Source organism: Marinobacter sp. L-13 (assembly GCF_056857715.1).
On record NZ_JBSXNQ010000012.1, the window covers coordinates 1 to 12,600 of the forward strand.

Sequence of the window (12,600 nt, forward strand, 5' to 3'; positions counted from 1 at the left end):
ACCATGTGCTGGAACGAATTGCTAAGGCCGACACGCTGGAGAAGCTTGAAGCCTTGCTGCCCTGGAATGCCGAGTTGTTGGCTTTGAAAAAAGTGGCTCAATACGATTAGGGCAAGTGGGTCGATTTAACGGCGCTTACGATGCACTCGTACCCGAGAAGATCTCCTTTGGTTCCTTCTCCCCCACACTGACCGGCAGGGCATGGAGGTGCTTCGTAGCCGCCTGTCAGAATTATCTGAGCTCTATAAGCCCCAGCAGTCTGACTGGCAGACTGAAATTCGTTTGGCCGGATACACGTTGCCAGAAGATCTTTTGACGCAAGAAGACGGTGACCTTCTGATGGCCCGGCTGACAGGAGAGGTCAGTTAATGTGGGACGGGATTGCTTTTCAGCTGTCAGAACTATTGTCTGGTATGGGCAATCTAGAAGGACTCACGCGGGTCCTTCTTATATTATTCCCGTTCTTCCTGCTGATAGAGCTGCCAGTCAACCTGCTGGTTCTGACTGGTATATTCCGATGGTATCTTCGGCGACTAAGCGTTACCCCTAGTCAGAGCCGGTATACGCCTAAAGTGTCCTGTATTATCACTTGCTACAGTGAGGGGCGGGATGTCGAGCAGACCCTGCAAACGCTCTGCGAACAGCTTTATCCCGGGCATATCGAGCTGATTCCGGTGATTGACGGTGCGGCGGCCAATCAGGCGACGATGCGGGCTGTGCGCAACTTCCGCATTGACCCGACACTTTATCCACGGCGTCAGCTGAAGCCAATCGCAAAATGGCAACGGGGCGGACGGGTGTCTTCTCTCAACGTGGGCCTCCAGCAGGCGAATGGGGAGATCGTATTTGCTTTGGACGGCGATACATCTTTCGATAACACCATGGTACGAAACACGGTTAAGCACTTCGAGGATCCGAATGTGCCTGCAGTGTCCGGCAGTCTGCGGGTTCGCAACGTTTGGGCAAGTCTGGTCACTATGATGCAGTCACTGGAATACTTCCTGTCGATACACACCTCGAAGGTGGGCCTGTCCGAATGGAACACCGTGAACAATGTGTCGGGTGCGTTTGGAGCCTTCCGGCGCGAATTCCTGCTTCACATCGGCGGCTGGGACACTCATACCGCGGAGGACTTGGACCTCACCCTTCGGATCAAAAACTATTTTGGACGTCGTCCATTTCGCATCCCATTTGAGCCTGCAGCGATCGGATATACGGACGTGCCTGATACGTTTCGATCGTTTTTTATGCAACGCCTTCGGTGGGACGGTGACCTCTACTTCCTGTACATCCGAAAGCATGCCGACAGCATGACCCCCCGTTTGATGGGCTGGCCCAACTTTTTGATGACGCTTCTCAGCGGCTTGTTCTTTCAACTTGTTTTACCGTTTCTGATCGTGGGCTACACGATGGTGGGCCTGGTAGTACTTCCATTGGAAGCCACGCTGATGCTCTTTGCTGTGATCTATCTGGTGTACTTCGCGACGACAGTCATGTTTTACCTGACTGGCCTGATCCTGGTATCGGAGCGCCCAAAAGAAGAGCTTAAAATGTTGCCGCTTTTACCAATCTTCCCCCTGTTCATGTTCCTGCTTCGTTGCTGGGGCGTCGTCTGCACACTTAACGAAATGTTTCGGCGAGGCCACGAAGAGAGCGGCATGGCACCTTGGTGGGTCCTCCGAAAAGGCAAGCGTTTCTGATGCAACAAAGCCTGTTTTTTCTCTTTACTATATTCTTCGCCGTCTTCTCCGGAGCCTCCCAAGCCGTCACTCTGGACGCGCTGCTAGCCGGGATGACAGACAGTGCCGATGTGCTTGCTCTTGACGCCGAACGGAAAAGGCTGGCGATAGAAAACGAGTACCGAATAGAGGAACGCGGCTGGTCCGTTTTTGGTGGTGCCGATATGGGCTACATCAACGAAATTCAGCCCGGAGGTGATCTGGACAGCTATGGTGGCTATGGAGTCAGAGTCGGATTGCGGTATCCGCTGATGGGCACTCTGGATAAACGAAATGAGGCTGTTACGGACTCTGAGCTAGCTCTCATCCGACAGAAGCACGAAACTCTCGACCAGCGTTCCACTCAGCGTTTTTTTCTTAGGCAGAGCTATATCGATTGGTGGCACGCTTCAGCCATCAGCGGCCAGTGCGAACAATGGCGAGCGGTTGCTGCAAACGAACTGGCAAGCGCGCGGGAGCGAGCCGGTCAGCATTCACTCAGAACATCGGAGCTGCAGTGGCTGGAGCAGCGATGGGACCGCGTTATGCGATCCTGCGAAAGCAGTGAGAGACACCGCCTGTTGTTGCGCGAGCGCACGGGCCGTCTCTCGGGAGCCGCTCTAACCCAGAGTGCGGAGCCAGAGCGCCCTTCGCTCGCTGACCGTCCAGCGCCTTTGATCCACTGGTGGCATGCCATCAACAAACACCCGACCGTCGAAGCCCGCAAACGGGCACTGGAAACCATCGCTAATGACCGCGAGGATCACTGGTCAGACCGCATTGATTCTAACTTCACTATTTCCCAGCAGTTAAACCAGCGGCTGGATACCGCCGGTACCGGCAGTGGGCTAGTTGCTGCCGTCACCTTTGAAGTTCCACTTGCGGCGCTTGCGGGCAATCATCATGAATCACCTGGCAAGGCCCAGTACCGTGCGACCCGTGAACGCCTGACCGCCGAAAGAGACCAATGGCGACTCTACCTGGAAGACAACCTGATCCGCTATCACGATTCACTGGATGACGTGTCTGAAGCTATCGAGCAGCTTTCCCTGGCCAGCCGGCTTCTTCAGGAGCGCCAACAACGACTAGCACTGGATTCCGAGTCCGGTTATATGGCGCTGCGGACCGCCAGATTGGAGGAAATCGAGGCCCACCTGAACCTTTATCGAGCTTGGCGCGGCGCATTAAAAGAGCTCGCGGGTCTGATGAGAGTGGCAGAACACGGCGACAAAACCAGTGAGTTGCTTGGAGACGAGGTTATCGAATGGCCCGGGGACGACGCAGCGCCCTTGAGCAATCAAGAGCCCGTTCGGGCGGTTTATCTTTGGGAAAGCCAACCGCTGCTGGGCTCCTCAGTGCAAAGGCAAGGCCATTTGCAGGCATTGACCAAAGCGGGTTTCAACCAAATTTACCTGGGCCTGAACAGTCGCCAGGTCCGTCAGCCTAAGAGTCTTCAGAGCTCAATAGCTGCCCTTGTGCGCGAAGCCCGTGATTTCGAAATCCGTGTAGACCTGCTCCTCGGCGACCCTCTCTGGTTAACTGAGGAGCATCGTGAAGATCTGTCTCACTTGATCAGGCAATTGTCTGATCTTCCCTTTGCCGGTTTGCACCTGGACCTTGAGGTAGAGCAGCTGGGGTGGCCAGTGCCAGAGCGCCGTCTTCGTCAATGGATCAAAACCGTGAATGTTGCTGTTGATGCCAGCCCCTGGCCGGTCACCCTGGTCAGCCACCACCGCTGGTTTACCGGTCAAAATAAAAACAACACGTGTGTTCCCTGCCGACTTTCAGAAATCGGAATCCGAGAGGTTTCTCTCATGATCTACACCACTCGCACAGAAAGGGCGGTAGAGCTGATGGATGTCGCGAGACAGCAGTGGCCGCAGCTTTCTTTTCGGTTAGCACAGAGTGTTGAATCGACTCTGCCGGACTCCCAGAGCTGGCATAGTCTTACGCTTGAGGAGCTGGTCGGGATCGAAGAGTCGTTCGGGCACAAAGACATTTTCAGTATCGAGTGGCAGGACTGGCGCAACCACCCTGCGTATCCCGAACAACCAGAGGCTTCTCATCCCAGGAGCAACCCATGAAGGTACGTTTTTCCAGTCAGAAAGAGCAGGACCCAACCCGAGAAGAGGGCATGAAAGTGCTCTATGCGCCGGGCAAAAGGGCCGCCTTCCGCCTTCGCTGGTATCTGATTCTTTTGCTAGTGGCGAGCCCTTTTATCTGGTTTGTTGGCAGTCTGATTATGGAGGTAGCTCTGACAGAGGCGCCGGCCCGTACTAACCTGCCAACGGCCGATGTGCGGGCCATGCTCACTGGCTCTTTGGATAAGTTGCATGTTCAGCCGGGTAGCCGTGTCCGAGAAGGCGAGATGCTCGCATCCATGCGTAACGAATCACTGTTGACACAGAAGGCGACACTGGAGGCGTCGCTATTAGGCAGGCAGGCTGCTTCTGACAATGAGCTTCAGCGAAGCAGTCTGAATAGACGCGTGGAGCGGGCTAGAACCCGGGTTCGGGAGCTTGATCAGCTGGTTGCCGTGGGAGCTGCAACAAGGGGCGAGTTATTGGCCGCCCGGGACCAACTGGATAGTCGCCTGTCAGAACTTTCAAGCTTCAGGCAAAGCTTGCAGCCACAGGCTGCGGAGCAGCAAGCCCGTTCACGCGATCGCTTGCTTTTGGAACAGGTCCGCCAGCAACTGAACCTGTTAACGGTGACTGCGCCAATGAACGGTATCGTTTCTGAAATAGCGGTGGTGGAAGGGGAAACTGTCGGTGCAGGAACACGGCTTATGGGGATCAGGTTGCAAAAAGAACCCACCGTTGAGGTGTACCTGAAGCCGGAGCTCGTTGACCTGGCACAGCCCGGACAGCCCTTGTCGCTCCGGTTCCCTGACGGCACCTGGATGAAAGCGCAGGTCGTGGGCGTGCCCCAGGAATCCAGGAGGCTGCCGCCGGACCTGCGTACACCATTCAGTGATCACGAATTAGGCCTTGTCGTGATTGCCGAACCAGAGTCAAAGCTACCCAAAAAATGGCGATTAGATAACATACCGCTGAGAGCGCGTTTTCCCAATCCTTGGCTTAGGTGGTGGAATTTCCATCGTTCCTAGGCTCGGTCTGATAACAGTTATCTCGGGTTGGAAGATCTTAATTTGGACCCGCCTTAACTGGAGCGCACGGAATAGCTTGTTGCTTAGCCACGGCAACTGAATAAATATTCGCTTTTGTTTAAGCTGAGGTACGTGAATAGCCTTGGTCGCAAAGCGGACGTTCAGATCCGAGTCAAAAAGCCCCCGTTTGAGGCTCGGGTGTGTCATGCATACCGTGGTAAGTCCAAAATCCAAAGAAGGCTGTACGCCGTTTTAAAACAGACCATGGGAGAGCGGCAGACCCATGTAAAATTAGTGCGGTTTACTTTTCATCGTATGCTACTCTTCAGAAGAGATCATTGCGGCAGTCTTTATCGCTGAGAAAAAACGGTTGGATCAGCATTTTTCCCAGGCCAAAATCATTCTCGGTGCGAAAATTCTCAATTCCAATCCTCATGCCCAGTTGGCCTTTTTCCGGCTGATCGATGCACGTTCGAAACCAGCGATCCCACCACGAAACACAGAACCCAAAGTTGCTATCCGTTTCTCGCTTGAGAATGGAGTGATGCACCCGATGCATGTCCGGCGTCACTAATATGAATCTCAACCAACGATCGAGCTTATGGGGCAGACGGACATTGCCATGATTGAATAGCGAGGAAGTGCTGAGAAGTATTTCAAAAACCAAGACCGCCAATGCTGGTGCACCAATGAGCAGAACAATCAGCATTTTGATAGCCATGGACAACAAAACTTCGATGGGGTGGAAACGGAGTCCGGTACTGACATCAAATTCCAAATCAGCGTGATGCATACGATGCAGGCGCCACAACAAGGGTAGCGCATGAAACATCCGATGCTGGAAATAGATGGCCATGTCCAGCACAAGAACCGAAAGAAGGATCGTGATATCGAACGGCATTTCGACTTGGTTCAACAGGCCCCAACCACGATCTGAAGCCATTAAAGCAAGACCGGCAGCGGTCAAAGGAAATCCCACTCGCACCGTAATCGCACCCAGCACAACAACGACAAAGTTACCCGGCCAGCGGGATGATCGGGGAATACGCTGTAGTCGGCGAGCCGCTAAAACCTCCCAGATCAGCATCGCTGAAAGTACGAGAAGAAAAACGCCCGCTCGGAGGGCAGGCTCGTAAGCCAACACTGCATCGCTCATCATTTCTCTCGAACACCGAAACTGGAAGCCCGAGAAGCAACATTCCCCGGAAACCTCGTCCCGGACACAGGACCAGAGGGTAAACCGCACCCATTGACTGGGTGACGGTCAACAATCAAAACGATGCGCCCAGAGTCAACCAAAGCTTGTTCGTGTCCACTTTGCCTGCAGCGGTATCACCAGCAGAGTACATTGCATACTTGACGCCGGCGCTGTAGTTTCCAGCAAAACTACGGTTGTATGCCACGCCCCATTCATCGCCCAGATCATCCACTCCAGGGCCAGGTTCATCGGCACTGTAGTCATGATAAACAACGGCCCATTTACCGCCTGCAAGGCCCCCTTTTACCGTTACCGACATATCTTCCAGACCATTAACCGGTGTAGAAAGGAACTGATCAGACCAGCCGTTAAAGAGGTGCAATGTCGCGAGTGGTGTGGAGAATCCATAATTACCAGCGTCCGAGCCCAAAACTTCATATCCCAGTGCAATGGTAATTCCTTTAATGCCCACGCCTGCAGTCATGCTGAAGTAGTCAGCGTCGAAATCACTGGCACCTGCTTCAGCTTTCTGAGTGGCGTATTCGGCTGTGTACATCAGGTCTATTGATTCCAGTTCCTGATTGCCAGCATAACGTAGGCCAAAAGTATCTAACGCATTATCTGGCCCGTCATCCTCTTCCAAAAGATAAGCATACGCAGAGAGTTTTCCGAAGCCGGTATCGTACCCAAGATTCAAAAGATGATCTTTGGCAGCTACATCTCGGGCCTCAGCAAAGATACGATTGCGCTGATTAAGGAAAGCGTAGCCCAGAGACAGCGAATCGCTGGGAGAATAGCTCAGGCGCAACGCATCAAACGTCTGTCTGTCCTGGCGCCAGCCCACGGGGCCAACATAACGTTGATTGTCATAAGTGATGACCTGGCGTCCGAGGCGGGCCATCAGCTTGTCAACGCTGTATTGCAAGTACGCCTGATCGACTTCCGTGGTTTCTGGGTCTGGGATAACCGAGTAGTTGGTGTTCTTACCCAAGGCATTGTTGTAGTCGTCGAGCCCCAATACGTTGCGTGAATCCTCGAACTCCAGGACACCGGAAACACCATGATAACTGGCCGTCGAATAGCCCAGACGAGTCCAAATGGTCAGCGCATCTGCATCCTTTAGGGCGTTGTCCTGGTCGACCGACTCGTAGCGAAGCCGCACATTCCCGGAGACCTCGCCCTTGCTCACTGCATCATGCAGACTGTGCTCTGACGCCAGAGCGGGTGTACCAACTATAAGAGCACTAAGAATACAGGCCGACTGTCGTTTCCATCGGTTGTTCATGGTTATGTCCTTTAGATCAGTGAAGAATCTTGTGTTGGGAGGATGGTGCAAGGAAACCCTATTGGGCTTCCTGTGCCTCGGTCATGCGGCCCGGCTTTGCGCGGACGACCCCACGCTCAGATGAGAGATCAATTTTTCACCTAGGTATTGCTCCATAACCAGCTCTTCAGGTGTATCGCGGATGGTTCTCCAAACACCTTTAGCCGAAGGCTGACCGTGCAACACCACTGGCATAGCACGAGTTTTAAGCCTGATAACGGGATCGGTATGGTCATAGTTCACGGGATCTAGGCCGAGTAACGCGTGAGCAATGGTGTGCGCCTGGTGCTTTATCGGTTCAATAAATCGACAGGACATCCCGTCAATGCTGATGCAATCCCCCAGGGCGTATATGTGTGGGTCACTGGTGCACAGCGTTTGGGAATGCACCGCAAGCCCCCTGTCAAAATCGAGACCAGCCTCAAGCGCGAGTCGATTGTCAGTCGCCAATCCAATAGCAGCCACCACATGATCGACCTCCACGGACTGTCCGACCTCAAGCTTGATACTCCGCCTTCCGTTTTCAAGTTCAGCAACATCGGCAACATCAACGCCGCCACGATAGGCGACACCAAGATCATTGAGACTGGCCACCAATCTGGAGGCAGCCTCCTCTGGAAGTAATCCGGACAGTGGAGATCCGTTGCGATCAAGTAACGTGACCTTGTGCCCGGCGCGAGCGAAATCTTCTGCCAGCTCACACCCGATCATTCCGGCTCCGACAATAGCTACAGATTGCTTGCCCTTCGCTAACTCCTCTTGCAGTCCGGACCATACCGAGAGGTCATTGACCCGCCAGCACTGGGAGGGTGGAAGCTGAGCAGGAAGAACCGGCTTTGCGCCCTGAGCCAGGACCAGCTTGGTGTAGTTCAGCGAGCCCCGCGTCGTTCGCAACTGTCGTAATGATGGGCTCAGGCCAACCGCGAAGGTTTCAGCCACCAGCTGAACCCCAAGGCGTTTCGCAGCCTCGTGTCCGTTCTCCCGAACCAGCGCCGCTTTATCAGCACCGCGGCTGATCGCTACCGATAGCTCGGGCTTGTGGTACACATCGCCGTTGCAGGCAGTGACCAGGGTGATAGGCACCGTCGTATCCAGGGTGCGAATTGCTTCTACTGCGGACCAGCCGGCAATACCCGCACCGACAACAACGATGCCCGGCTCACGATTAAACTGGACAGGCTGATCGGATACCGTAATCTCTGGCCTTTCAAATAGTTCAAAATCTGTTTTAGTGACACCACACAGAGGGCATTCCCAGTCATCAGGGATATCCTCGAACCGTGTGCCGGGGGCAAGACCGCTATCAGGATCCCCCTCTTCTTCGTCATAAATCAGCCCGCAAGCGCGGCAAATGTATTGCCTCCAGGGCATCGTCTGATCAGTGTTTTGTTCACTCATGCTGGCACCTCTTCTCGCATTTGTTTGGCCATCTCCCACCGCAGGTGCTTAAGCGCTGGCGTGACAATAGCCACGAAATGCGCCTCGCGTATTCGGCGTTGCGGAGCTGAGGTCATCAAGTAGCCTCTGGCACCCTGATGCAGAAGTGCAGACTGCGATGCCTTCAATGCGAGCTCTGAACCCCTGGCACGTAAATCAAGCACGTCAACGAGGAAATCTTTACTACCATCGAATGGCGTTTCCAAAAGCCTGTCGGCCTGTGCTTTGACGTCCTCGAACTCCGCCTGCAGTTCGTCTGGGCGGTTATGCAGGTATTGGTTCACGTGACCAAGTGATGCCTCAACCTCGCGGGCAGAATCAATTGAGCCCTGAATAACGCCAGTAGCCATACCAACCTGCAATAAAATAAACGCGGCACGAACCCTTTGGATAAAGGGCCGGACGGGATCCGCGATCATCTGGTCCTCGCTGACAAAATAATCAACAAGCGGGACTGCCCAGGTGCTGGTTCCCTCCATTCCGGAGAATTCGGGGCATTTCCGGAGCTGCACGCGCTCATCAAGATCCAGCAGAAACATGATCTCGTGGGAGCGACTGCCATCATCCCGATCTACTGCGGCAATGACGCCACAGTACTGGCCCGGAGCAATGTGGCTCACCCAAGGCAGCGTACCTGTGACGCTGTACCCGCCGGGCACCTTTTTTGCCTTCAGAGCCATCTTTTCAATGCCAGTGAATGCTTTCATTGGATTCGAGAGGGCCGTTCCGCCGAAAGTGCGTCCTGCGGCATGGTCGGGCAAGCGGGCGAGTAGCGCAGGGTTGCCCGACTGTTCCATGTAAAGCCCGCACACGTCGTGGCACCAGGTCATAAACCCTGTGGAACCGCAGTGTCGGCTGATCTCATGCATGGAGCCCACCGCCAAACCATAGCGGGAGCCGTATTGGTCAAGGTGACCCGCAAAGGCTCCTGCCCCTCCGAGTTGCGCCATGATATCGATCGGGTAATACCCCTCGTGATCAATACGGTAGGCAGCGGGCGCGAGTTGATCCCGGGCTATATCGCTCACGTCAGCCAGCACCTTGGCGTTATCGGCCCAGGGGATTGCACTTGAAGTTGGTACAGCGGCGCTGTTCATGGCTTGGCTCCTCGGTTGATAGGCGGGTTTAGTCCATCAGGCTGATGCTGAACGGGATGGGATTGCGCATGGTATTCGCTACCGGAGAAAAGAAATTAGCGTGCCGGACAATTTCATCGAGCTCTTCCCGACTGGCATCGCCATCGACCAACACTTTGACCCGGATTTCCTGGAACCCCATATCCTCGGGTTTCATTTCAGCTCCACCAGCGCCCCAGGCGGCAGGGTTGCCGATGTCGCCCTCAAGAAATATTTCCAGCTTGCTCAGTTTTACCTGCTTCCAGGTGGCAACGGCCGTGATCCCAACGGCAAGGCATCCACCAAGACCGGAGAGAACAATTTCGCCTGGCGCGGGCGCTGTATCCTGGCCGAAAAGGTGCAACGGCTCATCTACAACGACTTCATGCTGGTTAACGTGACTGACAGTGCGGTACTGTCCTTCAGTGACCGTGTGGACCTTGTTGGTACCGCGAATTGCTGGATTGTTACGCCCTTTTTCTGCAAATGCGAGGAGGCCATCACGATCGATAGGACGCAGATGGGAGGTTACAGTTTCAGGCTGATTGGCAGTTGCTGTTGTCATGAAGTGCTCCAGTATGTTTTTTCAGATTTACCCGCAGTGTCACAGGACATCTCGCGAACTTATCTTTACCGGAGCAGCTTGTGTGCCACCTTACAAAACTTTCGTTTTACCCCTTTTAAAACAAAAACTTAAATGACTATGAAAAATATCCTCAACTGATAAAAGCAAGACTTTGTCATGTGCATAATCTGACAATGTCAGACATTGCGAAACCCTCAAGTATCACCCTTGCCAGTATCCGTTATGTCGAGTTTTTCCATCCGATAACGGAACTGTCTCGGGGTCATGCCTAGCATTGCTGCCGCGCGGGTTTTGTTTCCCCCTGAGCGCTGCAGGGCATCGGTCAGCTCACTCGCTTCATCGTTTCGCACCCAGCTGTATGGACGACCCGAACCCCAATTTTTCGATTCATGTGAGTAGGATTCGATACCCCGATTCATTTGCTCGCCTGCTGGAACATTTCTCGATTTCGGGGAGGCGGCACCCTGCCCCGCCTCCAGATGCTGACTGATCATCGACTCCTGCCGTAAAATCGATTCGATATCCAATACGCGTACCGTTCCGTCCTCCGCCATCAGGACTGCTCGTTTGACCACATTTTCTAACTGGCGAATATTACCGGGCCAGTTATAACTCTCCAGCCTCTCAATGACCCCGCTTCCGAGTAGCGTGTAACGTCCGTACTCCCGATTGGCACTTAGCAAAAAGTGCCTTGCCAGAATTCGAACATCGCCATCCCGGTCTCTTAGCGGCGGCAGGTGAATGGGGAACACATTCAAGCGGTAGAACAGATCCAGACGGAATTGACCCTGGTTGACAGCTTCCTGCAAGTTTTTGTGGGTAGCGGTCACAATCCGAACATCGACAGGAATATCCTTATTTCCGCCTACTCGCTGTAGCATTTGCCCCTCAAGCACTCGAAGCAATTTGGACTGCAACTCCAGATTCAGATCACCAATCTCATCGAGAAACAGGGTCCCACCGTTAGCCAGCTCGATCTTGCCCGGTTTGGTCGCGGAAGCGCCTGTAAAGGCTCCGCGTTCGTGCCCGAACAACTCGGATTCAAGCAATTGATCCGGGATGGCTGCGCAGTTAATAGCCAAAAATGGCTGTTCCTTACGCGTGCTATACAGGTGCAAGATCTGGGCGAAGCGCTCCTTACCGGTGCCTGATTCCCCGGTGAGCAGCACTGTCACCTCAGTTTTTGCCACTCGGGTTACCTGAAGCAAAGCATCTTTTATTACGGGGCTTTGTCCGAGTATCCCGTGGCTGCTTTGTTGGTTCTGGAGGGCATTTTTGAGTTCTTGGTTTTCTTCCTTGAGATGGCTTGTACGCTCATCGATAAGTGAATTGATCTTGATAATCTGGGCAATAAATGTGGCTAAAATCCTCAAAATCACCAGATCTGCACTGAAGGACCGTGGCCGCATTCGAAGTCTGTGAACAGCCAATACGCCAACCGGGCTATTTTCATCCAGAATGGGAATGGCGATGTAAGCAACTACGCCTTCTGGCAAGGTCATCCTGTCTACAGCACGAAACAGATAGTCTGGCTCCTCGTCTATGTTCTGAACGACGGCCAGCTGCCCTTGTCGCATGACGCGCCCAGTGATTCCTTCTTCAAAGCTATAAACGCCTCGCTCGCGCTCTTCCTCGGTCAAGCCGTAACTGTATTGAATCTGCAAAGCCCTTTGATCCTGGCTGCACAACAGCACCCTGCCACGGTTAAGGCCAAGCATCTCGGACATCAGCCGGAGTATGCCATTGATGGCAGAGTCCGGAGAGCCGGAATGGCCGATCAATTTGGCGGCCTCTTGAACCACCGTGAGGTCGGTTTCAGCCTTAATAACATCGCTTTCGAACTGGGGAGTAAGATTATCCAAAGGAGACCTGCCATTCAGGAACATTGTCAGAGTTTTATGGAGCAAACTCCGTGCCTGATTGTCTTCTCAGTGGACATTGTCACTTCTGGAGGATTTTGTTCGACAATAGTAATCGAGTAGGAGGGGGAGTTACCTCCCCCGTCCTCTCACACCACCGGGCATACGGTTCCGTACCACGGCGGTTCATGGTCGGCTCTGAAGCCGAGTCATCGTATCCAGCAAGCTTACCAGAGACAGACGGTCGAATACCC

At 53.8% G+C, this 12,600-nt stretch carries 9 protein-coding genes; 3 read left to right on the forward strand and 6 right to left on the reverse strand.

All coding sequences use genetic code 11. The annotated features are described in order from the left end of the window. Window positions 1-368 precede the first annotated feature (368 nt). The 3 genes from AC13DD_RS00420 to AC13DD_RS00430 are packed head-to-tail and all read left to right on the forward strand — an operon-like array spanning window position 369 to window position 4,827. Window positions 369-1,700: a glycosyltransferase family 2 protein gene (locus AC13DD_RS00420; RefSeq protein ID WP_286811043.1), complete on the forward strand. Its 1,332-nt coding sequence runs from the start codon at window positions 369-371 to the stop codon at window positions 1,698-1,700. After that, window positions 1,700-3,802, forward strand: coding sequence for a hypothetical protein (locus AC13DD_RS00425; RefSeq protein WP_482930681.1), 2,103 nt, complete (start codon window positions 1,700-1,702; stop codon window positions 3,800-3,802). Before AC13DD_RS00420 ends, AC13DD_RS00425 begins: the two co-directional genes overlap by 1 nt. After that, complete coding sequence (locus AC13DD_RS00430; RefSeq protein WP_286811045.1) at window positions 3,799-4,827, forward strand: HlyD family secretion protein; 1,029 nt, start codon at window positions 3,799-3,801, stop codon at window positions 4,825-4,827. Before AC13DD_RS00425 ends, AC13DD_RS00430 begins: the two co-directional genes overlap by 4 nt. Before the next feature lie 325 nt (window positions 4,828-5,152). Here the strand turns inward: AC13DD_RS00430 and AC13DD_RS00435 are convergent, their stop codons facing one another. The 6 genes from AC13DD_RS00435 to AC13DD_RS00460 form a co-directional block, all read right to left on the reverse strand. Next, window positions 5,153-5,986: a sterol desaturase family protein gene (locus AC13DD_RS00435; RefSeq protein WP_286811046.1), complete on the reverse strand. Its 834-nt coding sequence runs from the start codon at window positions 5,984-5,986 to the stop codon at window positions 5,153-5,155. 112 nt (window positions 5,987-6,098) lie between these two features. Further along, complete coding sequence (locus AC13DD_RS00440; protein WP_482930682.1) at window positions 6,099-7,310, reverse strand: alginate export family protein; 1,212 nt, start codon at window positions 7,308-7,310, stop codon at window positions 6,099-6,101. 81 nt (window positions 7,311-7,391) lie between these two features. Beyond that, window positions 7,392-8,747, reverse strand: coding sequence for an FAD-dependent oxidoreductase (locus AC13DD_RS00445; protein WP_482930683.1), 1,356 nt, complete (start codon window positions 8,745-8,747; stop codon window positions 7,392-7,394). Then, complete coding sequence (locus AC13DD_RS00450; protein ID WP_286811049.1) at window positions 8,744-9,883, reverse strand: acyl-CoA dehydrogenase family protein; 1,140 nt, start codon at window positions 9,881-9,883, stop codon at window positions 8,744-8,746. Before AC13DD_RS00450 ends, AC13DD_RS00445 begins: the two co-directional genes overlap by 4 nt. A gap of 28 nt (window positions 9,884-9,911) precedes the next feature. Next, window positions 9,912-10,466, reverse strand: coding sequence for an OsmC family protein (locus tag AC13DD_RS00455; protein ID WP_286811050.1), 555 nt, complete (start codon window positions 10,464-10,466; stop codon window positions 9,912-9,914). A 215-nt stretch (window positions 10,467-10,681) separates the two neighbouring features. Then, window positions 10,682-12,349: a sigma-54 interaction domain-containing protein gene (locus AC13DD_RS00460; RefSeq protein WP_286811051.1), complete on the reverse strand. Its 1,668-nt coding sequence runs from the start codon at window positions 12,347-12,349 to the stop codon at window positions 10,682-10,684. Window positions 12,350-12,600 lie beyond the last annotated feature (251 nt).

Bases quoted from the DNA above. Each gene is read 5' to 3' on its own strand.
- AC13DD_RS00445 (WP_482930683.1), bottom strand. From the start codon at position 8,747: ATGAGTGAACAAAACACTGATCAGACGATGCCCTGGAGGCAATACATT.
- AC13DD_RS00455 (WP_286811050.1), bottom strand. From the start codon at position 10,466: ATGACAACAGCAACTGCCAATCAGCCTGAAACTGTAACCTCCCATCTG.
- AC13DD_RS00435 (WP_286811046.1), bottom strand. From the start codon at position 5,986: ATGATGAGCGATGCAGTGTTGGCTTACGAGCCTGCCCTCCGAGCGGGC.
- AC13DD_RS00425 (WP_482930681.1), top strand. From the start codon at position 1,700: ATGCAACAAAGCCTGTTTTTTCTCTTTACTATATTCTTCGCCGTCTTC.
- AC13DD_RS00450 (WP_286811049.1), bottom strand. From the start codon at position 9,883: ATGAACAGCGCCGCTGTACCAACTTCAAGTGCAATCCCCTGGGCCGAT.
- AC13DD_RS00420 (WP_286811043.1), top strand. From the start codon at position 369: ATGTGGGACGGGATTGCTTTTCAGCTGTCAGAACTATTGTCTGGTATG.
- AC13DD_RS00430 (WP_286811045.1), top strand. From the start codon at position 3,799: ATGAAGGTACGTTTTTCCAGTCAGAAAGAGCAGGACCCAACCCGAGAA.
- AC13DD_RS00440 (WP_482930682.1), bottom strand. From the start codon at position 7,310: ATGAACAACCGATGGAAACGACAGTCGGCCTGTATTCTTAGTGCTCTT.